Origin of the sequence: Streptomyces sp. NPDC057616, assembly GCF_042800575.1 — a bacterium.
Lineage (GTDB): Bacteria > Actinomycetota > Actinomycetes > Streptomycetales > Streptomycetaceae > Streptomyces.
In genome coordinates, this window is sequence record NZ_JBHVGU010000010.1 from 175,493 (window position 1) to 196,611 (window position 21,119).

The 21,119-nt window shown below is 72.0% G+C and carries 21 protein-coding genes; 10 read left to right on the plus strand and 11 right to left on the minus strand.

Annotated elements, in window-relative coordinates; genetic code table 11:
• Window positions 1–36 precede the first annotated feature (36 nt).
• Window positions 37–528 (minus strand): hypothetical protein, encoded by a 492-nt coding sequence (locus ACFU97_RS15045; RefSeq protein WP_384255745.1) that lies wholly within the window; start codon window positions 526–528, stop codon window positions 37–39.
• A 20-nt stretch (window positions 529–548) separates the two neighbouring features.
• The gene (locus ACFU97_RS15050) at window positions 549–1,385 is read right to left on the minus strand and encodes an alpha/beta fold hydrolase (RefSeq protein WP_384255748.1); all 837 of its coding nucleotides are present in this window, start codon (window positions 1,383–1,385) and stop codon (window positions 549–551) included.
• Between the two features lie 124 nt (window positions 1,386–1,509).
• On the opposite strand from ACFU97_RS15050, the gene ACFU97_RS15055 reads away from it, so the two are divergent.
• Window positions 1,510–2,502, plus strand: a complete 993-nt coding sequence (locus ACFU97_RS15055; RefSeq protein WP_384255750.1) for an LLM class flavin-dependent oxidoreductase — start codon at window positions 1,510–1,512, stop codon at window positions 2,500–2,502.
• Window positions 2,503–2,542: 40 nt separating this feature from the next.
• Here ACFU97_RS15055 and ACFU97_RS15060 read toward each other — a convergent pair whose 3' ends face one another.
• Window positions 2,543–3,376 (minus strand): helix-turn-helix domain-containing protein, encoded by an 834-nt coding sequence (locus tag ACFU97_RS15060; protein ID WP_384255752.1) that lies wholly within the window; start codon window positions 3,374–3,376, stop codon window positions 2,543–2,545.
• Window positions 3,377–3,488: 112 nt separating this feature from the next.
• On the opposite strand from ACFU97_RS15060, the gene ACFU97_RS15065 reads away from it, so the two are divergent.
• Window positions 3,489–4,106 carry an NADPH-dependent FMN reductase gene (locus tag ACFU97_RS15065; RefSeq protein ID WP_384255754.1) on the plus strand — a complete coding sequence of 206 codons (618 nt, stop codon included), beginning with the start codon at window positions 3,489–3,491 and terminating at the stop codon, window positions 4,104–4,106.
• A gap of 30 nt (window positions 4,107–4,136) precedes the next feature.
• Here the strand turns inward: ACFU97_RS15065 and ACFU97_RS15070 are convergent, their stop codons facing one another.
• Window positions 4,137–4,709 carry a TetR/AcrR family transcriptional regulator gene (locus ACFU97_RS15070; protein WP_384255757.1) on the minus strand — a complete coding sequence of 191 codons (573 nt, stop codon included), beginning with the start codon at window positions 4,707–4,709 and terminating at the stop codon, window positions 4,137–4,139.
• A 166-nt stretch (window positions 4,710–4,875) separates the two neighbouring features.
• Here ACFU97_RS15070 and ACFU97_RS15075 point away from each other — a divergent pair, with 166 nt between their 5' ends.
• From ACFU97_RS15075 to ACFU97_RS15095, 5 genes are all read left to right on the plus strand, one after another.
• Entirely contained in the window at window positions 4,876–5,895 is a 1,020-nt protein-coding gene (locus ACFU97_RS15075) for an NAD-dependent epimerase/dehydratase family protein (protein WP_384255759.1), read from the plus strand.
• 96 nt (window positions 5,896–5,991) lie between these two features.
• Entirely contained in the window at window positions 5,992–7,674 is a 1,683-nt protein-coding gene (locus ACFU97_RS15080; RefSeq protein WP_384255761.1) for a serine/threonine-protein kinase, read from the plus strand.
• A 5-nt stretch (window positions 7,675–7,679) separates the two neighbouring features.
• On the plus strand, window positions 7,680–8,438 hold the full coding sequence (locus ACFU97_RS15085) for an alpha/beta hydrolase (protein ID WP_384255764.1): 759 nt from the start codon (window positions 7,680–7,682) through the stop codon (window positions 8,436–8,438).
• Window positions 8,439–8,539: 101 nt separating this feature from the next.
• On the plus strand, window positions 8,540–9,199 hold the full coding sequence (locus tag ACFU97_RS15090) for a tetratricopeptide repeat protein (RefSeq protein ID WP_384255766.1): 660 nt from the start codon (window positions 8,540–8,542) through the stop codon (window positions 9,197–9,199).
• 59 nt (window positions 9,200–9,258) lie between these two features.
• A complete protein-coding gene (locus ACFU97_RS15095; protein WP_384255769.1) occupies window positions 9,259–10,017 on the plus strand; it encodes a class I SAM-dependent methyltransferase in 759 nt (252 codons plus the stop codon).
• Window positions 10,018–10,053: 36 nt separating this feature from the next.
• Here ACFU97_RS15095 and ACFU97_RS15100 read toward each other — a convergent pair whose 3' ends face one another.
• From ACFU97_RS15100 to ACFU97_RS15115, 4 genes are all read right to left on the minus strand, one after another.
• Window positions 10,054–10,938, minus strand: coding sequence for a fructosamine kinase family protein (locus tag ACFU97_RS15100; RefSeq protein ID WP_384255772.1), 885 nt, complete (start codon window positions 10,936–10,938; stop codon window positions 10,054–10,056).
• Window positions 10,935–11,834 carry an alpha/beta hydrolase gene (locus tag ACFU97_RS15105; RefSeq protein WP_384255775.1) on the minus strand — a complete coding sequence of 300 codons (900 nt, stop codon included), beginning with the start codon at window positions 11,832–11,834 and terminating at the stop codon, window positions 10,935–10,937. The genes ACFU97_RS15100 and ACFU97_RS15105 overlap by 4 nt, the downstream gene beginning before the upstream one ends.
• Before the next feature lie 189 nt (window positions 11,835–12,023).
• Window positions 12,024–12,428, minus strand: coding sequence for a nuclear transport factor 2 family protein (locus ACFU97_RS15110; protein ID WP_384255778.1), 405 nt, complete (start codon window positions 12,426–12,428; stop codon window positions 12,024–12,026).
• An 11-nt stretch (window positions 12,429–12,439) separates the two neighbouring features.
• Window positions 12,440–14,926: an ATP-dependent Clp protease ATP-binding subunit gene (locus ACFU97_RS15115; RefSeq protein ID WP_384255781.1), complete on the minus strand. Its 2,487-nt coding sequence runs from the start codon at window positions 14,924–14,926 to the stop codon at window positions 12,440–12,442.
• 162 nt (window positions 14,927–15,088) lie between these two features.
• Between ACFU97_RS15115 and ACFU97_RS15120 the strand changes: the two genes are divergently transcribed.
• On the plus strand, window positions 15,089–17,494 hold the full coding sequence (locus ACFU97_RS15120; protein WP_384255784.1) for an ATP-binding cassette domain-containing protein: 2,406 nt from the start codon (window positions 15,089–15,091) through the stop codon (window positions 17,492–17,494).
• Between the two features lie 39 nt (window positions 17,495–17,533).
• On the opposite strand, the gene ACFU97_RS15125 is transcribed toward ACFU97_RS15120, so the two are convergent.
• Entirely contained in the window at window positions 17,534–18,052 is a 519-nt protein-coding gene (locus ACFU97_RS15125) for an adenylate kinase (RefSeq protein ID WP_384255787.1), read from the minus strand.
• Between the two features lie 66 nt (window positions 18,053–18,118).
• On the opposite strand from ACFU97_RS15125, the gene ACFU97_RS15130 reads away from it, so the two are divergent.
• On the plus strand, window positions 18,119–18,460 hold the full coding sequence (locus tag ACFU97_RS15130) for a VOC family protein (RefSeq protein ID WP_384255790.1): 342 nt from the start codon (window positions 18,119–18,121) through the stop codon (window positions 18,458–18,460).
• A gap of 31 nt (window positions 18,461–18,491) precedes the next feature.
• Here ACFU97_RS15130 and ACFU97_RS15135 read toward each other — a convergent pair whose 3' ends face one another.
• Window positions 18,492–18,746: a hypothetical protein gene (locus ACFU97_RS15135; protein ID WP_384255792.1), complete on the minus strand. Its 255-nt coding sequence runs from the start codon at window positions 18,744–18,746 to the stop codon at window positions 18,492–18,494.
• Between the two features lie 141 nt (window positions 18,747–18,887).
• Window positions 18,888–20,087, minus strand: a complete 1,200-nt coding sequence (locus tag ACFU97_RS15140; protein ID WP_384255795.1) for an alanine--tRNA ligase-related protein — start codon at window positions 20,085–20,087, stop codon at window positions 18,888–18,890.
• Between the two features lie 263 nt (window positions 20,088–20,350).
• On the opposite strand from ACFU97_RS15140, the gene ACFU97_RS15145 reads away from it, so the two are divergent.
• Window positions 20,351–21,097 (plus strand): MBL fold metallo-hydrolase, encoded by a 747-nt coding sequence (locus tag ACFU97_RS15145; RefSeq protein WP_384255798.1) that lies wholly within the window; start codon window positions 20,351–20,353, stop codon window positions 21,095–21,097.
• The last annotated feature ends 22 nt before the right edge of the window (window positions 21,098–21,119 follow it).

The following is a 21,119-nucleotide window of genomic DNA, read 5'->3' on the forward strand; positions in this document are numbered from 1 at the left end:
TCGGCGGCCGGCCCCGGCTCAGGCATCTGCCCCGGCTCAGGTCCGCCCCTCCCCCTCCTGCGCCGTCCTGAGCGCGGCGGACGGGGCCGTCCAGCGTGCCCGTACGACGCGGAAGCCGGCCCGCTCGGCGTCGTCGCACACCAGCTCGTCGTCGTCCACGAGCACGCGCACGTCCCGGTCGCGGGCGAGGCGGCGCAGGATCTCCAGCTTGGTGCGGCGGGCGGGCCTGCGGTCGTCGTTGCGCCGCATGTGCACCCGGCCCTCGGGCAGCCCCTGCGCGGCGAGCCAGCCGAGCGTGTCGCGGCGGCAGCGCTCGGGCCGGCCGGTGAGGTAGACGACCTCGCACTCCTTGGCGCTCTCCAGGGCCAGCGCGATGCCCTCGGGGATCGGCGGGTCGGCCGGTGCGGCGGCGAAGAACGCGGCCCAGTCGCGCGGTGTGCGCTCCAGGAACCGCTGCCGGTGGGCCGTGTCGGCGAGCGTGTTGTCCAGGTCGAACACGGCGAGGGGGCGCTTGCTGCTGTCGGTCACACGGCCACCCTAGACAGCGGTCAGCCGGCCTGCTGGTCGACGAAGGCCAGCAGCGCGGCGGTGAGTTCGGCCGGGGCGTCCTCCTGGACGAGGTGACCGGCGCCGGCGATCGGCTCCAGGCGCGCACCCGGGATGCGGGCGACGAGTTCGTGCCCCTTGGCCGGCGGGATCCAGGTGTCCTCCTGGCCCCAGCAGACCAGCGTGGGGATGCCGATCTCGCCGTAGCGGTGCTGCACTTCGTTGGTGTGGCGCTGGTCGGCCTGGGCGATCTGCCGGTAGAAGGCCGCCTGGCCCGGGTCGCCGAGCCAGGGGGCGACGAGCCGCTCCAGCACGGCGGGGTGCAGGCCGCGGCTGCTCGCCGAGCCGACGTACTCGCGCACCAGGGCGCCGTGCAGGGCGGGCGGCAGCTGCTCGAAGACGTCGGCGTGCGCGCCGACCAGCCGGAAGAACGGCGAGCCCCAGGGCATCAGCGCGACCGGGTCGACGAGCGCGAGGGCCCGGTAGCGCGCCCCGTGCAGCAGGTGGGCGCGCAGGGACACGGCGCCGCCGAAGTCGTGCGCCACCACGAGCGGTTCCGTCAGGCCCCAGTGCGCCAGGAGCTCGGTGAAGACCCGGCCCTGGGCGGCCAGGGAGACGTCCTGCCCGGCGGTCATCTGCGAGGCGCCGTAGCCGGGCATGTCCCAGACGAACACCTGGTGACGCCGGGCGAGCGAACGGGCGACCGCCCGCCAGACGTACGAGGAGAAGGGCGTGCCGTGGCAGAGGACGACGGCGTCCCGCCCCGGCTCGCCGAGCGTGTCCCAGCGGACGTCGCCCGAGGCGCTGCGGAAGGTCTTGGTCAGCGGCCAGTCACTCACAGGCTTGCTCCCAGACGTCGTGCCGACCGTGACGCGTACACGCTAGCAACCGGTCCTCCCGCCCGCCGGGACCCTGGTCGGCGCCCGTGCGGAATCCTGCGGGCCGTCAGGTGTTGAAGGATGTATGAGCTCCGTGATCGCCCAGACCCGCTTCTCCGTCCTCGACCGCTCCCGTACGCGCGAGGGGCACACCGATGCGGAGGCGCTGCGGGACACCGTGGGGCTGGCCCAGGAGCTGGAGGCGCTGGGCTACCACCGCGTCTGGGTCTCGGAGCATCACGGGGTGCCCGGGGTCGCCGGGTCCGCGCCGACCGTGCTGGCGGCAGCCGTCGCCGGGGCGACGCGTTCGATCCGCGTCGGCACCGGCGGCGTGATGCTGCCCAATCACCAACCCCTCGTCGTGGCCGAGCAGTTCGGGGTGCTGGAGTCCCTCTTCCCCGGGCGGATCGACATGGGGCTCGGGCGGTCCGTCGGGTTCACCGGCGGGGTGCGCAAGGCGCTGGGCCGGGACAAGGACGACGCCGAGGACTTCGAGGCGCAGCTGCACGGGCTGCTCGGCTGGTTCCGCGGAACCTCGCCGACGGGGGTGCACGCGCGCCCCGCCGAGGGCCTGACCGTGCCGCCGTTCGTCCTGGCCATGGGCGAGGGCGCCGCGATCGCCGCCCGCGCGGGCCTGCCCATGGTCATCGGCGACCTGCGCAACCGCGAGAAGATGCAGCGCGGCATCGACCACTACCGCACCCACTTCCGGCCCTCCCCCTGGGCGGGCGAGCCGTACGTCGTCATCTCCGGCACGGTCGCCGTGGCCGCCACACCGCAGGAGGCGCGGCGACTGCTGGTCCCGGAGGCCTGGTCGATGGCGTACTCCCGCACCCACGGCACCTTCCCGCCCCTCCCGCCCGCCGAGCGCGTCGAGGACCTGGCCATGACGGACAAGGAGCGCGGCTTCTACGAGTCCGGTCTCGCCGGCCACGTCGCGGGCACCGAGGAACAGGTCGCGCACGAGCTGGAGACGGTGCTGAAGGAGACGGGGGCGCAGGAGGTGCTGGTGACGACGAGCACGTACGACCGTAGGGCGCTGCTGGACTCGTACCGGCGCCTGGCCCGCCTGTGGTGAGGGTCGTCCTCTTCCGCACGTCCCACGGGATCCACGGGTTCTACGAGATCGCCCGCAACCGGGCCTGAGGACGGCGGAGTTGCCCGACCGCCCGGGCCGTCTGCTCGTCCGCCGGCAGCAGCACCACCAACTGCTGCCCGTCCGCGGTGAGTTCGAGGACCTCACGGTCGAACCGCAGTTCGCCCGCGGATGGATGGACGATCCGGAGGGCTTCCAGGTGCGGGACCACATGCCGGTTCAGCCGGCGCGTGAACTCGGGCCCGGCGACGGGCGCGAGCTCGCTGGTGAACCACTCGGAGTTCTCCACGGACGGCGCCAGCCACAGGTCGAAGACCTGCTGGTCGGCGACCTCGTCCCAGTCGGCGAAGAACGTCCGGGCGCGGGGGTCGGTGAACAGGTGGCGGGTGAGGTTCGGGTCCTCCCGGTCGAGGAGTCCGGAGGCGCTCATGACGGACTCGTAGTCGCTGGTGTGGGCGAGGACGTCGCCGAGCCGGTTGGTGACCATGGCGATGCCCGGTTCGAGCAGGCGCAGGGTCTCCAGGACGGCGGGCCGCACCTTGCGGCGCGGCGGTGCGGGCTGGGCGTACGCGGCGCATTCACCGCCGCTGATCTTCGCGAGGTAGCGCAGGTGGTTGCGTTCGGCCGCGTCGAGGCTGAGCGCGTCGGCGAGCGCGTTCACCACGGCCACGGACGGGTTGCGGTCGCGTCCCTGCTCCAGGCGGGTCAGGTACTCGACGCTGATGCCCGCCCGGGTGGCGAGGTCCTGGCGGCGCAGCCCGGGTGAGCGGCGGCGGCCGTGGCTCGGCAGTCCCAGCGACTCCGGCTGGATGCTGTCGCGCTTGGTCCGGACGAAATCCCCCAGCGGCGTTCCCATACCGGAAGCCTAAGCCGACGCCCGCCGGTCGGGGACGGCTCAGCGTGGCCCTGTCGGGGCCAGCCTCAGCACGGTCTGGCTGGGGTCGCGGGGCGGCCGGAGGGTGGTGGACATGGACAAGAACACGAAGGGCGTGGACAAGAACACGCACAAGCTGGTGATCATCGTCGGAAGCGTCCGGGACGGCCGGTTCGGCCCGGTGGTGTCCTCGTGGGTGGCCGAACAGGCCGCCGAACACGGGGGGTTCGACGTCGCGATCGTCGACCTTGCCGACCTGGAGATCCCGTTGGCCCTGCCCGACGCGTCGCCGAAGTACGCGGGCGACGCCTACCCCCGCCCGGCCGGGATGGCGGCCCTGACGTCGGCCCTGGAGGGCGCGGACGCCTTCGTCGTGGTCACACCCGAGTACAACCACAGCTACCCCGCCTCCCTGAAGGCGGCCATCGACTGGCACTTCACCCAGTGGACGGCCAAGCCCGTCGCCTTCGTCAGCTACGGCGGCGCGGCGGGCGGCCGGCACGCCGTGCTGCACCTGGAGAACGTGCTGACCGAGCTGCACGCGGTGACCGTCCGCGACGGCCTCGCCTTCCCGAACTACTTCACCACCTGGCAGGACGGCCGCCCCCTCGACGACGCGGCGGCCGGCTACGCCAAGACGCTGCTCGACCAACTGGCCTGGTGGGCGAGCGCGTTGCGGACGGCCCGGGCGGCCGAGCCGTACCCGGCGTGAGGCCGTCGATCCGCTCGGCCGCCCGGCGGTTCAGGCGTCCGGCGCGGCCCTGAGCCCGTCCACGATGAGGACGAGGATCCGCCGGACCCGCTCCTCTCCGCCGCGGGCCGGGTCGATCCGCCACAGCACGCCGAGCTGCAGCAGGACGTCCTCCGGGTCGAGGCCGGGCTTGAGGGAGCCGTCGGCGGCGCCGGCCTCGAGGAGGAGGGCGATGGCGCGGACGAAGGGGGCGTAGTTCTCGTCGTCGCGGCCGTCGTTGGTGGCCGCGTGGACGACCTCGGCGACGCCGTACTTGAGCCGCCCGTAGTGGGCCACCTCGTCGAACCAGAACCGCAGGGCCTCCAGCGGCGGATGCTCGCGCAGCAGCTCGGGCACGCGGTCGATCAGGTGCTGGATGTCGTGACGGTAGATCTCCATCACGAGGGCCTCGCGCGTGGGGAAGTGGCGGTAGAGCGTCCCGATGCCGACGCCGGCCTGCTTGGCGATCGCGGTGAGGGAGGTGGAGCCCGACACGGCGAGGGCGTCCCGGGCGACGGCCAGGATCCGTTCCCGGTTGCCGAGCGCGTCTTTCCGGGTCGGCTTCGCGGAGGGTGGCGGGTTCACGGGGTGGGTCGTCCCATCGGTCGGGGGTCGCCGATGCGGTCGGCGGCATGCGGCCGATCGGCTCGGATTGCGAAGCGGAGGGGTCTCCGGTACGTTGGGAGACGGAACGGAGACCCCTCCGTTTCCCTCATTCTGGCACACCCATCCCTGTCCATGGAGGACAGCCATGCCCGAACTCGTCCTGGTCACCGGAGGCAGCGGCTACATCGCCGGCTGGACGATCGCCGAGCTCCTGCGGCGCGGCTACGACGTCCGCACGACGGTCCGCTCGCCGGCCCGTGAGCAGTCGGTCACCGCGGCCGTGTCGAGCGCCGTCGACCCCGCCGGCCGCCTGAGCTTCGCGGTCGCCGACCTCACCGCCGACGCGGGCTGGGAGGCCGCACTCAAGGACGTCGACCACGTCCTGCACGTCGCCTCACCGCTCGGCCTCTCCTCGGACGGTCCCGTCGCGCTGGTCGCCACCGCCCGCGACGGCACACTGCGCGTCCTGCGCGCGGCCACCGCGGCCGGCGTACGGCGCGTGGTGATGACCTCGGCGGCGAACGCCGCGAGCCCGTCCTCGTACGCCACCGAAGGCATCACCGACGAGACGCTGTGGACCGACCCGAGCGACCCCACACTGATCCCCTACCGCCGCTCCAAGACCCTCGCCGAGCGTGCGGCCTGGGACTTCATGGAGAGCTACGACGGCCCGACGGAACTGGCCACCGTGCTGCCGGGCGCCGTCTTCGGGCCGGTCCTGACGGCTGACACCACCGGCTCCGTCGGCATCGTCGCCCGCATGATCACCGGCGGGATGGCCGGCATCCCGCGGATCGGCCTGGAGATCGTCGACGTGCGCGACCTCGTCGACGTGCACATCCTGGCGATGACGTCACCGGCGGCCGCGGGCCAACGCTTCCTCGCCACCGGGGAGTTCCAGTGGATGGCGGACATGGCGCGTACGCTCCGCGACGGTCTCGGCGAGCACGGCGGCCGGGTGCCCACCCGCGAGGTCCCGGACTTCGTCATCCGCCTGCTGGCCCGCTTCCGCGACCCGTCCCTGCGGGAGATCACCCCCGCGCTCGGCCGCCGCAACCGGCACAGCACCGAGAAGGCACGCACCCTGCTCGGCTGGCAGCCACGCCCGGCCCGGCAGACGGTCCTGGACTGCGCGGAGAGCCTGATCGCGCGGGGTGCCGTGTAACGCCCCACCCCGATCACCAGGCACACCACAACCCTTAGTCTGCTCTTGTTGGTCATCCTGTCGGGGGAGACGGGGACAAGGGGGGAACAAGGGCCGATGAACAATGCCACCAAGGTGTTCCAGCCGTTGCAGGTGGACGATCCGCCCATGGTGGCCGGTTACCGGCTGGCCGCGCGGCTCGGCGCCGGTGGCATGGGGCGGGTCTACCTCTCGCACACACAGGGCGGCCGGCCCGTAGCGATCAAGGTGGTACGGCCGGAGCTGGCCGACGACCCGGCCTTCCGGCGGCGCTTCGGCCGCGAGATCAAGGCGGCCCAGCGGGTCAGGGGCGCGTACACCGCCGAACTGATCGACGCCGACGCGGACGGCAGACCACCCTGGCTCGCCACGCTCTACGTGCCCGGCCCCTCCCTGGCCGAGGCGGTCACCCGGCGCGGACCGCTGCCGGTGCCGGCGGTGCTGTGGCTGATGGCCGGGGTGGCCGAGGCGCTGCAGGCCATCCACGGCGCGGGCATCGTGCACCGCGACCTCAAGCCCTCGAACGTGATGCTGGCCGCCGACGGACCGCGTGTGATCGACTTCGGCATCTCGCTGGCCGCGGACGCCAGCTGGCACACCGCCACCGGCTCCGCCGTCGGCACGCCCCAGTTCATGGCTCCCGAGCAGGCGACGGCAGGTGAGGTCACGGCCGCGACCGATGTGTTCGCGCTCGGTCAGACCGCGGCGTTCGCGGCCCTGGGCCGACCGCTGTACGGGGACGGCCCCTCGGCCACCGTCCTCTATCGCATCGTCCACTCCGAGCCCGAACTCTCCCTGCTTCCCGAGCAGTTGCGTCCGCTCGTCGCCCGGTGCCTGGCCGCCGAACCCGAGCAGCGCATCACCCCGGCGGAGATCGTCGAGTGGTGCCGGCAGCGGCTTGGGCGGGACGCCGACGCGGGCGGCGGCCCGGCCGTGTGGCGGGAGGTCGCGGGGCCCGAGGTGACGGTTCCCGCTCCGGTCCCCGACCCCACGCGCACGCACACGATCGCGGCACCGCCGACGGTGCCCGCCCACGGGCGGCCGTTGCTCGCCCAGCCTCAGCTCCAGAGGCGGCCGACGACACCGAGCGAACGCTCGGCCCGCCGAAGACGCACCACGCTGGTGACCGCCGCCGTGGTCGCGGTCGCGCTGCTGCTGACCGGGCTGACCTGGATGTTCCACGGCATGGCGCAGGAGCAGCGTTACCGGCACACCGCCACGTCCACGACGCCGGGTCCTGGAGCGTCCGGGTCCGCACGATCGTCCGGGTCCGGGGCTGGATCCGGTGCCGGGGGCGGTTCCGCGTCGGCCGCGGACGCCGACTCCGGCACCCGGTCCACGGAATCGTCGGGCCCCTCCCCCACCGCGCCCGCGACCCCGCGCCCCGTGCCGTACCCCCAGCAATGGCTCGACGAGAAGACCTCGCTCAGCCTCGAAGAGCCGGTCGCCCACAAGAACCGCAAGGGCGACATCCGCTTCGACTGCAAGCAGGTCGGCTGCGCGCTGCAGAGCGACACCAGCGACCTGACCCTGCTCTACAGCAAGCCGGGCGCCACCTACGACTCGTGCCGCTCCGCCCTCTCCGGCGCCGACACCCACCGCCTCCCCCTGGCCGCCGTGGCGCCCGGCAGCGAGATCTGCGTCCGGGGCCCTTCCGGAGCCATCGCCCTGCTCGTCGTCCAGGTGAAGTCGACGGCCCTGTGGGACAAGCCCGGGATCAGCTTCCTGACGGCGGACATGACGGTCTGGCGGAAGGCATAGTCGCGATGGGTGCGCAGGTGGTCGTCAGCACGGGGCTCGTCTACGGGCCCAGCGGCAAGTCCATGGACGTCCACCGTCCTGCGGACGCGCCGGATGCCGCGCCCGCGGTGCTGCTCTGGCACGGCCGCGGCCCGGACGAACGGGACGTGCTGGCGCCGGTCGCCCGTGCCGCGGCGGCGCTGGGCGTCGTCGTACTGGTGCCGGACTGGCGCCCCGACGCTCCGGACGGCGGGCGCACTCACCTGCGGGAGTCGGCGGCCTTCGTACGGCAGCACGTGGCCGAGTTCGGCGGGGATCCCGGGAGGATCGTGCTCGGCGGCTGGTCGCGGGGTGGCAAGGCCGCGGTGGGCGTCGCCGTGCGTCCCGCGGCCTTCGACGGCTGGCGGCCTTACGCCGTCGTGGGTGTCGCCGGTGCGTACGGATCGGCGGCGCCGTCCACCGGCACCGTTCCGCTCGACGACCTCCGGCGAGGCGGTGACCTGCCGTCGCCCGTACCGGTGTGGCTGGTGCACGGCACCGCCGATCCGGTGGTGGACGCCGAGCGGTCACGGGAACTGCACACGGCTCTCCTGGAACAGGGCTGGCCGGCGTCCCTCGACGAGGTCGCGACCGATCACGCGGGCGTCGTCATGACCGAGTTCAGCCGCGAGCACCACCGCTGCCTGCCCAGCACCGCCGGCCACGCGGTCGAGGCGGGATCCCTGACCGCGGCCGTTCTGGCCCGCGCCGCCAACGGAGTCACGAGCAGCCCCAACTCTCCTTAATTTTACGGCACTTGAGTATCACCGGCGAAAATACCCACCACCCGCCGGCGGTACGGAGTTAGCCTCGGCACGGCCATCGTCCGACGGGGAGGGGTTACGGCATGCAGGAGCAGGACTGGGTCGCACGCGCGGGAGAGCTCTTCGAAGCGGCGATGTTCCGTGGGGACGCGTCCGCACTGAACCGATCCGACGAGGAACTGGACGCGGTCGAGGCACCGCTGTCGATGGCCCGCGGCAAGGTGCTGCACGTGCGCTTCCTCAACGACCGCGAGGAGGACGGCCGCGAACTGGAACTGTTCGAGCGCGCGGCCGAGTTGTACCGGCGGCTGGGGGACGTGTCCGGTGAGGCGGACGCGTTGTTCTGGATCGGGTGCTGGCACCAGGTGGTGAAGGGCGACGGCATCACCGGCAGGCCGTACTTCGAGCGGTCGTACGCGCTGGCCCAGTCCGTCGACGACCGGATGACGATGTCGTACGCGATCCGCCACCTCGGCTTCGCCGACAAGGACGCGGGTCAACTCGACCTGGCGCGCGAGCGGTTGACCGAGTCGGTGACGCTGCGCCGCGAGATCGGCTTCCGGCCGGGTGAGGCGGCGGGCCTGGTGGCGCTGGCCTACCTCGCGGCCGAGACCGGCGACCTGCCGACGGCCTTCCGCCACCTCGACGAGGCGCAGACGGTCGCCGACGAGTGCGGCGCCAAGACCGTGTCGGGGTGGGTCGAGCAGGCACGCAGGCTGATCGGGTCCGAGACGCGGTCCTAGGCGGCGGCTTCCGACCGATTCGGGTTCGTCCAGTTCGTCCGACTGACACGGGAGCGACGATGAGGTCGATCGACTACGACACCGAGCAGCATCAGGATTACGCACGCGGCCGCGCACTCACCCAGCAGCAACTGCAGGTATGGATCGGCGCCTTCGCGGAGGCGTTGCCCGAACGGCGGCCGCTGGCAGGGCTGGACGTCGGCTCGGGGACCGGCAGGTTCACTCCCGCGCTGGCAGGAGCGTTCGGGCCGGTCGTCGGCGTCGAGCCGTCGGACCGTATGCGCGAGGTGGCGCAGACGCGGTCCCCGCATCCCGGAGTGCGGTATCTCCCGGGCACCGCCGAGGAGATGCCGGTGCCGTCCGACAGCGCCGACTACGCGCTGCTGGGCTGGTCCTGGCATCACGTCCAGGACAAGCCGCGGGCGGTCCGGGAGTTGGCCAGGGTGCTCAGGACCGGCGGGCGGCTGCTCCTGCGCACGAACTTCAGCGACCACCATCCGCGGCCGTGGTGGCTGGAGTACTTCCGCCGCGGCTACGAGGCGGACGCCGCGATCTTCCAACCGCTGCACGAAGTCATCGCGCTGTTCACGTCGGCCGGTTGGCGCGTCACCGGCTTCGGCACGGTCACCGAGTCGTCCGCGGGCACCCGCGGCGAGATGCTCGCACGACTGCGCCTGCGCACGCTGTCGTTCTTCGCCCAGCTCAGCCCCGACGAGCTGCAGACCGGCTTCGACCGGCTGGAACAGGCGGTGGCCGCGGACCCGGACGCCCCGGCGCCCGAGTTCGCCGAGCCCCTGCTCACGCTCGAACTGTGCTGATACGGCACAGCGCTCCATCGGGAACGCCGAGCCGTATCAGGCTCGGCGCCGGAACGGGGCGAGCGTGGCGCGCACGACGTCGGCGGCGCCCCAGTCGGGATCGAACTGGGCGATCACGGCGAGGTGTTGGCGTAGCTGAAGGATCGGCATCCGTTCGCGCCAGCCGCGGTCCAGCCCGGTCAGCTCGGCGTACAGCTCGAAGAACACGCGTGCCTCGGGCGGCGGCGCCGTGGTCCACAGGTGAGCCAGGTCGACCTCGGCCCAGGTGTAGGACACGGCCGGGTCGATGAGCGCGGGACGTCCGCCGGGGGTGGCCATCACGTTCAGCGCCCACAGGTCGCCGTGCGTCAGGCACGCGGGCCGTTCCGGCAGCAGCTCGGGCAGCCGGTCGCACAGCCGCTCCAGCGCCGTCCGGTCCGCGGCGTCGAGCGCAGCCTGGACACGGTGCTCGCCGAGCCAGCGCAGCAGGCGGTGCCGGGCGAAGAACTCGAATCCGTCGTCGTGCCAGGTGTTGACCTGCCGCCGACGGCCCAGCCAGTTGTCCCGGTGCCACCCGAATCGGGCGTGCCGGGTGGTGGAGTGCAGGTGGGCGAGCGTATGCGCGAGCTGCTCCCAGAAGGGCTCCGTGGCCGGCCGGGGCCGCAGCCGGGACAGCACGAGCAGGTTGCGGTCCGCGAGGATGACCTCGGGGGTGGCGATGCCGCCGGCCTCGCGCAGCACGGTGAGCCCTTCGGCCTCCGCGGCGAAGGCATCGTCCGACGGCGGCTCGCCGAACGCCTTGACGAAAACCGACGTACCGTCACCCCGGCGCGCGAGCCCGGCGGTTGCGGCGAAGCCGCCGGTGGCCGGCTCGACGTCGACGACATCGGTCAGACCGGCCGCGTGGAGACGTTCGAGCAGGAAGGTCGTCGTGTCCGTCACGGGCGTGTTCCTCTCGGGCACTCACGCCTCTTCTCCCCCGGTTGGCCCGGATGATCGTCCGGCCGCCAGAGCCAGCGCAGGGCATCGGGAAGCAGGACTCCGCCGTGGTTGGGGCTGTGGCCGCCGTCGCCGAGGACAAGGCGGAAGTCGTAGCCGGCTTCTGCGAGCGCCGCCGCGACGCGCAGGTTGTCGGCGAGCCAGTTCGCCTCGGGCTCGTTCCAGCGCAGGTCGCGATGGCCCGCCTGCAGGAAGATGCGCAGCGGCTTGCGGGGCACGCGTGGGATGAGTCCGGGGTACGGGTTGCCGCCCGGCATCTGCGCGAAGCTGGACAGGTACCCGATCACCCGGCGGAACTTGTCCGGGCGCAGCCACGCCGCGGTGAAGGAGCAGTTCCCGCCGCTGCTGCCCCCGCAGATGCCCCAGCGGTCGGGGGCGTCGGCGATGGAGTAGCGCTTGGTGACCTCAGGGATGATCTCGGTCAGGAGAAAGCTGACGTACCGGTCGTCGTAGGCGTCGTACTCGGCGTTGCGGTTCTTGGGATCCGCACCGTCCGGGAAGGCACCCGGGTCGACGAACACGCCGACGGTGACCGGGATGTCACCGCGGTGGACGAGATTGTCCAGAACGATCGCACCGCGGACCTCCCCTTCGGGGTCCAGGTACCACCATCCGTCCTGGAACACCATCAGCGCCGCGGGCTCCGAGGGGTCGTACCGCGCGGGCACATGCACCCAGAACTTCCGTGTCGTTCCCGGGTAGATGGCGCTGTCACCCCAGTCGAACGCGACCGTCTCGCCGACGGGCACCCCGGGCTGCACGGCGGAGTCGGGCCCGTGGGCGTACCGCACATCGGCCTGGTGAACCGGAAGTGGCAGATAGGGCACCTCGATCGTCACGCGGGCCAACGTAGAAGAGAGCAGGACGAGTCTCAACGGGGTTTACGGCTGCCCCACCCGCCTGACTTCCCCCTTGGCCGTAGCAGACTGCGGCACCCAGACGAGAGGAGCGCTGATGCCGACTGACCGGCGTTCGGTCTCCGACCGGCCGAGGGGTGACGCACCCCCGAATCGGCGCCCCCTGAACCCTCAGTCGTCGTAGTAGGCCCTGGCGACCGCGTACGTGTCCTCGTACAGGTGGTAGCGGGTGATGCGGCCGTTCTGGACCGTGGTGTGGAGGGCGAATGCGGTGTCGATGTCGCGGCCCGTCTTGCGGACCTCGGAGACCATGCGGCCGACGAGGACCACGTCGTCGCCGTCGGTGATGATCTGGTGGAGGTCGAACTCCTTGCCCTGCACGTGGGTCTGCAGCAGCTCGAAGAACGTCCGCATGCCCTCCGCCGAGTCGACCTCCGGGACCCACGGGATGCCGGGCGGATGCGGGATCGAGAACGACACCGAGTCGGCGAACAGCGCCGCCGCCTCCGCACTCTTCCCCTCGGCCAGCAGCGGGAGCAGGCGTTGCACGGTCTGTGCCGGTGACTCTGCTGTCATGTCTGCCGACGTTACCCGGTCGACTCACCTCGTTCCGCCCGAATGGAGATCGTCCCGTCCTTCACGTCCACCACCGCGTGGTCCCCGGCCGTCAGGTCCCCCGACAGCAGCAGGTCCGCCAGCCGGTCGTCGACCTCGCGCTGGATCGTGCGGCGCAACGGGCGCGCGCCGAAGTCCGGTTGGTGCCCGATGTTCGCCAGGAGGTCGGCCGCCGCGTCGGTGACCTCCAGGGTCACGTCCTGCGCGTGCAGCCGGCGCCGCGTGTGCTCGAGCAGGAGCTCGACGATCTGCCGCAACTGGGTCCGGTCGAGCCCGCGGAAGACGATGATCTCGTCGATCCGGTTGAGGAACTCGGGACGGAAGTGCTGCCCCAGGATCGGCATGACGGCCTCCCGGACCTTGGCGTAGTCGTCCACGCCCGCGGCCAGGATGCGGTCGGCGCCGATGTTCGAAGTCATGATGATCACGGTGTTCTTGAAGTCGACCGTACGGCCCTGGGAGTCGGTGAGCCGGCCGTCGTCCAGCAGTTGCAGCAGCGTGTTGAAGACGTCCGGGTGCGCTTTCTCCACCTCGTCCAGCAGCACCACGGCGTACGGCTGCCTGCGCACGGCCTCGGTGAGCTGGCCGGCCTCCTCGTGGCCGACGTACCCGGGAGGCGCGCCGACCAGGCGGGAGACCGTGTGCCGCTCCTGGAACTCGCTCATGTCCAGGCGGATCATGCGGTGTTCGTCGCCGAACAGCGCCGCGGCCAGGGCGCGGGCCAGCTCCGTCTTGCCGACGCCCGTCGGGCCGAGGAAGAGGAAGCTGCCGACGGGCCGGTTCGGGTCGCTCATGCCGGCGCGGGCGCGGCGCACCGCGCGGGCGATCGCGGTGATCGCCTCGTCCTGGCCGACGACCCGCTGGTGCAGGTGCTCCTCCAGCTTCATCAGCCGGGCCCGCTCCTCCTCGGTGAGCTGGGCGACGGGGATGCCGGTGGTGCGGGAGACGACCTCGGCGATGTCCTCGGCGGTCACCTTGGGCGCCTGCTCCTCGCCCTGACCGGCCTCGGTCAGCTCCGCCTCGGTGTCCTTGATGCGGTCGCGCAGCTCCTTGGCGCGCTCGTACTCCTCGTCGGCGACCGCCTGGTCCTTCTCCCGGTTCAGGGCGGCGATGCGGTCCTCGATCTCGCGGGTGTCGGCGAGCGGGGTCTTGGCGCGCAGCCGTACCCGCGCCGCCGCCTGATCCATCAGGTCGATCGCCTTGTCCGGCAGGAAGCGGGAGGTGATGTACCGGTCGGACAGCTCGGCCGCCGCGACCACCGCCTCGTCGGTGATACGGACCTGGTGGTGGGCCTCGTAGCGGTCGCGCAGGCCGCGCAGGATCTCCACCGTGTCGTCGACGGTCGGCTCGCCGACCAGGATCGGGGCGAAGCGGCGCTCCAGGGCGGCGTCCTTCTCGATGTGCCTGCGGTACTCGTCGACGGTGGTGGCGCCGATCAGGTGCAGCTCGCCGCGGGCGAGGGCGGGCTTGAGCATGTTGCCCGCGTCCATGGCGCCCTCGCCGCCTCCGCCCGCGCCGACGACGGTGTGCAACTCGTCGAGGAACAGCACCAGTTCGTCGCCGTGCTCGCTCACCTCGTCGAGGAGCTTCTTCAGCCGCTCCTCGAACTCGCCGCGGTACTTGGTGCCCGCGACCATGCCGGCCAGGTCCAGGGAGACCAGCCGCTTGCCCTCCAGCGTCTTCGGTACGTCGCCGGAGACGATGCGCTGGGCGATGCCCTCGACGATCGCGGTCTTGCCGACGCCCGGGTCGCCGACCAGGACCGGGTTGTTCTTGCTGCGGCGGGAGAGGACTTCGATGGTCTGCTCGACCTCCTCGTCCCGTCCGATCACGGGGTCGAGGCGGCCGGCGCGGGCGTCCTCGGTGAGGTCGCGGCCGTACTCGTCGACGGTGGGCGTGCTGGTGGGCCGCTTGCGCTCGGCCGTGCCCTCGCCACCGCCGGCGGCGGGCAGCCGGGCGGGCTCCCAGCCGTTCTCGCTGAGCAGGTGGCCGGCCGCCGACTCGGGGTTGGCGGCCAGCGCCCGCAGCAGGTGCTCGGGGCCGATGTAGGAGGAGCCCTCGGCGCGGGAGAGCTGGTAGGCGTCGAGCAGGGCGCGCTTGGCCGACGGGGTCAGCGTGGTGGGCTCGCTCTTCTCGCCACCGCCCTCGGCGGTCTGCAGCCGCTCCCTGAGCCGGTCGGGGTCCGCGCCCGCCTCGGTGAGCAGCCGGCGGGTGGAGTCGTGCCGGGTGGCGGCGGCCAGCAGATGCCGGGCGTCCAGCTCCTCGCTGCCTTCGACGGCGGCGATGTCCCGCGCGTCGGCCACCAGCTCCCGGGCCCGCTCCGAGAGCAGGCTCCCGATGTCGACCCGCTGCGCCCTCCGACTCGGCGAACCACCCCCGGTGCCCCCGAAGAACCGGGACATCAACTCGTCGAACTCCTCGAAGGGACTACGTCCGAAGCCGAAACCGGGGGTCGTCATGTCCACAAGGCCTTCCGTGCGAAGCCAGACATACGTGTCCCAACCTGGCACAGACCCGTGGAGCCCGCACCCGCGCCGGTCACCGAGCGTGATGCGGCGGGGCGGATTAGGATTGTGGGGTTTGTCCCGCCGCAGCCTCAGACCGTACGGAGTGCTCCTCGTATGCACGGCCCCCACGTCCCGCACGACGTCCACAACGGTCACGACGGCCCGGGCGGGCACGACGATCATGGCAGCCACGATCCCTACGTCCGCGTACGCAATGCCCGGGAGCACAATCTCAAGGGTGTGGACGTCGACATTCCGCGGGACGTGCTGGCCGTGTTCACGGGGGTGTCGGGGTCGGGGAAGTCCTCGCTCGCCTTCGGGACGATCTACGCCGAGGCGCAGCGGCGCTACTTCGAGTCGGTCGCGCCGTACGCGCGCCGGCTGATCCACCAGGTCGGTGCGCCGAAGGTCGGGGAGATCACCGGCCTGCCGCCCGCGGTCTCGCTCCAGCAGCGCCGCTCCGCGCCGACCTCGCGCTCGTCCGTCGGCACGGTCACCAATCTCTCCAACTCGCTGCGGATGCTCTTCTCCCGGGCCGGGGACTACCCGCCGGGCGCCGAGCGCCTCGACTCCGACGCCTTCTCCCCCAACACGGCCGCCGGGGCCTGCCCGGAGTGCCACGGCCTCGGCCAAGTCCACCGTACGAGCGAGGAGTTGCTGGTCCCCGATCCGTCGCTGTCGATCCGGGACGGCGCGATCGCCGCGTGGCCGGGCGCCTGGCAGGGCAAGAACCTCCGCGACATCCTCGACACGCTGGGATACGACGTCGACCGCCCCTGGCGCGAACTGCCCGCCGACGCACGGGAATGGATCCTCTTCACCGACGAGCAGCCGGTCGTCACGGTGCACCCGGTGCGCGACGCGGACCGTATCCAACGGCCGTACCAGGGCACGTACATGAGCGCCCACCGCTACGTCATGAAGACCTTCTCGGACTCCAAGAGCCCCACCCTGCGCACCAAGGCGGAACGCTTCCTGACCAGCGCGCCCTGCCCCGTGTGCGGCGGCAGCAGGCTGCGGCCGGAGTCGCTGGCGGTGACCTTCGCGGGCCGCACGATCGCCGAGTTCGCGGCGCTGCCGCTCACCGACCTCGCCTCCGCGCTGCACGCCACCTCGGAGACCGCCCGCGTCCTCACCGAGGACCTGCGCTCCCGTATCGCACCGGTCCTCGAACTCGGCCTCGGCTACCTCAGCCTGGACCGCTCCACCCCCACCCTCTCGGCGGGCGAGCTGCAGCGGCTGCGCCTCGCGACACAGCTGCGCTCGGGGCTGTTCGGAGTCGTCTACGTCCTCGACGAGCCGTCCGCGGGACTGCACCCGGCGGACACCGAAGCCCTGCTCACCGTCCTGGAACGGCTGAAGTCGGCGGGCAACTCGGTGTTCGTCGTCGAGCACCACCTCGACGTCATGCGGGGTGCCGACTGGCTGGTGGACGTCGGCCCGCACGCCGGCGAGCACGGCGGCGAGGTGCTGCACAGCGGCCCGGTGGCGAACCTGGCCCCGGTCACCGCGTCCGCGACGGCCCGTTTCCTCTTCGACCGCTCCCCCGCCACCGCACGCCAGGTGCGCACTCCACGTGGAGAGTTGAAGGTCGGTCCGGTGACACGGCACAACCTGAGCGGGGTGACCGCCGAGTTCCCGCTCGGCGTCCTGACCGCGGTCACCGGCGTCTCCGGCTCCGGCAAGTCCACGCTCATCGGAGAGATCACCGAGGATCTGGCGGGCGTGCGGCGGCTGGTCTCGGTCGACCAGAAGCCCATCGGCCGCACGCCGCGCTCCAACCTGGCCACGTACACGGGCCTGTTCGACGTCGTACGCAAGGAGTTCGCGGCCACCGACGAGGCGCGCGAGCGGGGGTACGGAGTCGGCCGCTTCTCCTTCAACGTCGCCGGGGGCCGCTGCGAGACCTGCCAGGGCGAGGGCTTCGTCAGCGTGGAACTGCTGTTCCTGCCCAGCACCTACGCGCCGTGCCCGTCCTGCGGCGGGGACCGCTACAACCCCGAGACACTCCAAGTGACGTACCGGGGGCGGAACATCGCGCAGGTGCTGGACCTGACGGTGGAGAGCGCGGCGGAGTTCTTCGCGGACACCCCGGCGGTGGCCCGCAGCCTGACCACCCTCCTCGACGTGGGGCTCGGCTACCTCCGCCTCGGCCAGCCCGCCACCGAGCTCTCCGGCGGGGAGGCCCAACGCATCAAGCTGGCCAGCGAGTTGCAGCGCGGCCGCCGCAGCCACACCCTCTATCTCCTCGACGAACCCACCACGGGCCTGCACCCGGCCGACGTCGAGGTGCTGATGCGCCAGCTGCACGGGCTGGTGGACGCCGGGCACACCGTGGTCGTCGTCGAGCACGACATGTCCGTCGTGGCCGGCGCGGACTGGGTCGTCGACCTCGGCCCGGGCGGCGGCGACGCGGGCGGCCGCATCGTGGCGACGGGGACGCCGGCGCGGGTGGCGGAGACGGAGGGGAGCGCCACGGCGCCATATCTGCGGCGGGTGCTGGCGGCGGGGACGGCGTGAGCGCGGCGTGAGCGCGGTGCCAACGCGATGCGAGCCTGATCAGAGGGAAGTGATCCAGGCCGTCGTCTCGTCGGGGTGCGCGAAGCGCACGGTGTCCAGGGGCGCGAACCGCGGATCGCTCGTACGGCGCGCGATCTCCTCGCGCCGGCCGGCGTGCTGGGACCAGGACCACCACACCGGGTGCTCCTTGCTGAACCAGCCGCCCCACGTCTCCCTGTTGCCGCCGAAGACGCGCTCGCGGGTGAGCGTGCGCCGCAGGGAGCGGCGCAGCACGCGCGGCAGCACGACGCGCTTGCCGTAGTCCAGCCAGAGCACCGTGTCGGCCTGCTCCCACAGCAGGTCGCGGACCTCCGGGTAGCCGATGGAGTCGATGATCCAGCGGGGCTCGGCGACGAGGTGCCGCACCTCCTCGGTCAGCCGGCTGTTGACGGCCCAGCCGGGGCCTGCGAAGTACAGGGCGTCCATCTCGTGATACGGCACGTCCAGGCGTGCGCCCACGGCACGCGCGAGCGTGGACTTGCCCGCGCCCGTGACACCCACCACCAAGATCCGCTGCACCCTGGGCACCCTACAGCGGTGGCGAATGCGCACGTCCCGCCCTGCGGCCGACCTATCGTGAGCGCCATGACCCTCACGCTCTTCGCAGGCATCCCGGTCAACGACTACGCGACCGCGCTGGCCTGGTACGAACGGCTCCTCGGCTCCCAGCCGGCGTTCTTCCCGAACGACAAGGAAGCGGTGTGGGAGCTGGCCGAGCATCGCTACGTCTACATCGAGCACCGTCCCGGACACGGTGGCCACGCGCTGCACACCGTGTTCGTCGACGACCTCGACGCCCGCGTCACGGAGATCGCGGAACGGGGCCTGGAGCCGACGAGCAGGGAGACGTACGCCAACGGCGTACGCAAGGTCACCTACCACGACCCGGACGGCAACGAGTTCGGCTTCGGCGGCGCGTCAGCATGAGCCGGCCGCCGGCGGCGCGAGCATCCTGCGGCTAACCGCGCTGCCTCGCTTCCAGCTGCTCCACGTAGTTGTGCGCCGCATTGCTGCCCTGCTTGCCGGGCGAGAGCTTCAGGAGGGCCTTGTCCTTGGCCGGATTGCCGCTGAGGTAGGCCTCGGTGAGGACGTACGGCAGGCCGTCCACGCTGAAGCGAATGCTTCCGTCCGGGTAGGCGCTGACGCGGATCTTCCGTCCGTCGGGAAGCTCGATCGGCTCGGCGACGAAGTGCGCCTTGAGTGGCTCGGCCATACGTAACTCCGGTTCGTACAGGCTCGGCAGGGCGACCAGCCTAGTCCTCGGCGACGGCCGTATGGGGAGTTCGGCCGGCATCGGTCGGCGTCCGCGGCACCGAAGACCCGGCCGCCTGTGTGGAGGTGCAGCCGCACGCCCTCACCCGGCATCCATGGAGTCCGACAGACGTGGCGTACGCAGGCCGGTCACCAACTCGCGGGGCAGGCCGTGGGTGTCGTGCAGGTAGTGGTAGTCCTCGTCGCTCAGCGGGTGGTCGAACTCCGGTCGGGAGAGCACGCGTTGACCTCGTTCGAGAAGCCGGGTGAAGCGCTGTTCCTCGCCCAGGAGCACCTCCCGCACGGATTGGGGTCCGCAGGGCTGCTGGAAGTGGTCGAGGGTGTGTTCCACGAGTTCCACGGTTACGTCGGTCAACGTGCGCGACGGATCGTCGCGTCGGAGCGTGGTGAGCAGGCGGCGGATCAGACGGCGCAGCACGTAACCGCGGCCGGTGTTGGACGGGCGCACCCCGTCGCCGACGACGACGATGCCGGAGCGCAGGTGGTCGCAGACCAGACGCAGGGAGCGCTCGTCCAGGTCCCACAGCCGCGGCAGCAGTCGCATCCACGGTTCGAACAGGTCCGTCTCGTAGACCGAACCGCGTCCCTGGAGGACGGTCAGCAGGCGTTCCAGGCCCATGCCCGTGTCGATGCCGGGCTGCCGCAGAGGTTCGAGGGTTCCGTCCTCGTGCCGGTGGTGGCGCATGTGGACGTGGTTCCAGATCTCCACCCAGCGCGGGTCGGTGGTGGGGGTGCCCTGGGGCGGGACGCCGGGGCCGCCGGTCCAGACGAAGATCTCCGAGTCGGGGCCGCAGGGGCCGACCGGCCCGTTGGACCACCAGTTCTCGTCGCCGGTCCGCTCCACGGGCACCCCCAACTCCTGCCAGGTGCGCAGGGCTTCGAGGTCGGGGCCGACCTGTTCGTCGCCGCCGAAGACCGTCACGTGCAGGAGCTCCTGCGGGATGCCGAGGCCGTCGCGCAGCAGCGCGTGGCCCATGCGCAGGCTCTCGGGATGGCCGTAGTCGCCCAGGGACCACGAACCCAGCATCTCGAAGACCGTCAGGTGCGTGGGGTCGCCGACCTCGTCCAGGTCGGTGGTGCGCAGACAGCGCTGGACGTTGACCAGACGCCGGCCCTGGGGATGCGGGCGGCCCAGCAGGTACGGCGTCAGGGGATGCATGCCGGAGGTGGTGAACAGCACCGGGTCCGTGGGCGGCGGGAGCAGGGAGCTGCCGGTGACAAGCCGGTGCCCGCGCTCGCGGTAGAACTCGGTGAAGGTCTGCACGACCTGGTCGGTGTTCATGGCGGTGGTCCTTCGGGTCATGGGACCGGAAGGGACCGCGGGAGCGGCGCCTACGAGCCTGCGGAGAGGTGCGAGAGCGTCCCGGCGGTCCGTTTCCGGCCGCCGGGGAAAGGTGAGGAGGTCAGGCGTCGGCAGCCGGCGAGTTCGTCGCTCGCGCGGCCGCGCTGGGGCTGCAACAGGTCCTGACCTTCATGGACGCCACGCTAGCAAGCGGGCCGAAAGTCCGTCGCCCGGTTTTCCGGCGGGCGTTAGGGTCTGCTGTCATGCGACTGACGGTTCTCGGCGGCTGCGGCGCCTGGCCCACGGCCGGGCAGGCGTGCAGCGGTTATCTCGTCGAGTACGACGGCTTCCGCCTGCTGCTCGATCCCGGCTACGCGAGCATGCCGCGTCTGCTGCACCACCTCACCGTCGACGCGGTCGACGCGGTGCTGATCAGCCACGGGCACCCGGACCACTGCGCAGACCTCAACCCCCTGCTGCGCGCAAGGGGGTTGAGCGACGCCCCTCCGCCGGCCCTGCCGGTGCACGCCCCGCGCGGAGCGCTCGACGCGGTGCTCGCGCTGGACAGGCCGGGCATGCTGGCGGCGGCGTACCGTCTGCGCGAGTTCGATCCCGGCGACCGGTTCGAGATCGGCCCGTTCACGGTCGGGACCCGGCTGCTGCCGCACTTCGTGCCCAACGCCGGCATCCGGCTCGCCACGCCTCGCGGGGTCCTCGCCTACACCGGCGACACCGGCCCCAGCCCCGACATCCCGCGCCTGGCCGAGGGCGCCGACCTGTTCCTGTCGGAGGCCACGTACCTCCACCGTGTGCCGGACGGCGACGCGCCGTATCTGCTGACCGCGCGCCTGGCCGGCCGGTACGCCCACCAGGCGGGCGCGGCGCGGCTGGTCCTCACCCACCTGTGGCCGGGCACGGATCCGGCGACCGCCCGGGAGACGGCCGCGGAACTCTTCGCGGGGCCGATCGACGTCGCCGTACCGGACCTCGTCGTGGCACCGGCTTCCTGACCGAAGGAGCAGGACGGTGCGC

Bases quoted from the DNA above. Each gene is read 5' to 3' on its own strand.
- ACFU97_RS15120 (WP_384255784.1), top strand. From the start codon at position 15,089: ATGCACGGCCCCCACGTCCCGCACGACGTCCACAACGGTCACGACGGC.
- ACFU97_RS15090 (WP_384255766.1), top strand. From the start codon at position 8,540: ATGCAGGAGCAGGACTGGGTCGCACGCGCGGGAGAGCTCTTCGAAGCG.
- ACFU97_RS15080 (WP_384255761.1), top strand. From the start codon at position 5,992: ATGAACAATGCCACCAAGGTGTTCCAGCCGTTGCAGGTGGACGATCCG.
- ACFU97_RS15055 (WP_384255750.1), top strand. From the start codon at position 1,510: ATGAGCTCCGTGATCGCCCAGACCCGCTTCTCCGTCCTCGACCGCTCC.
- ACFU97_RS15115 (WP_384255781.1), bottom strand. From the start codon at position 14,926: ATGACGACCCCCGGTTTCGGCTTCGGACGTAGTCCCTTCGAGGAGTTC.
- ACFU97_RS15065 (WP_384255754.1), top strand. From the start codon at position 3,489: ATGGACAAGAACACGAAGGGCGTGGACAAGAACACGCACAAGCTGGTG.
- ACFU97_RS15140 (WP_384255795.1), bottom strand. From the start codon at position 20,087: ATGAACACCGACCAGGTCGTGCAGACCTTCACCGAGTTCTACCGCGAG.
- ACFU97_RS15085 (WP_384255764.1), top strand. From the start codon at position 7,680: ATGGGTGCGCAGGTGGTCGTCAGCACGGGGCTCGTCTACGGGCCCAGC.
- ACFU97_RS15145 (WP_384255798.1), top strand. From the start codon at position 20,351: ATGCGACTGACGGTTCTCGGCGGCTGCGGCGCCTGGCCCACGGCCGGG.
- ACFU97_RS15095 (WP_384255769.1), top strand. From the start codon at position 9,259: ATGAGGTCGATCGACTACGACACCGAGCAGCATCAGGATTACGCACGC.
- ACFU97_RS15110 (WP_384255778.1), bottom strand. From the start codon at position 12,428: ATGACAGCAGAGTCACCGGCACAGACCGTGCAACGCCTGCTCCCGCTG.
- ACFU97_RS15060 (WP_384255752.1), bottom strand. From the start codon at position 3,376: ATGGGAACGCCGCTGGGGGATTTCGTCCGGACCAAGCGCGACAGCATC.
- ACFU97_RS15135 (WP_384255792.1), bottom strand. From the start codon at position 18,746: ATGGCCGAGCCACTCAAGGCGCACTTCGTCGCCGAGCCGATCGAGCTT.
- ACFU97_RS15075 (WP_384255759.1), top strand. From the start codon at position 4,876: ATGCCCGAACTCGTCCTGGTCACCGGAGGCAGCGGCTACATCGCCGGC.
- ACFU97_RS15130 (WP_384255790.1), top strand. From the start codon at position 18,119: ATGACCCTCACGCTCTTCGCAGGCATCCCGGTCAACGACTACGCGACC.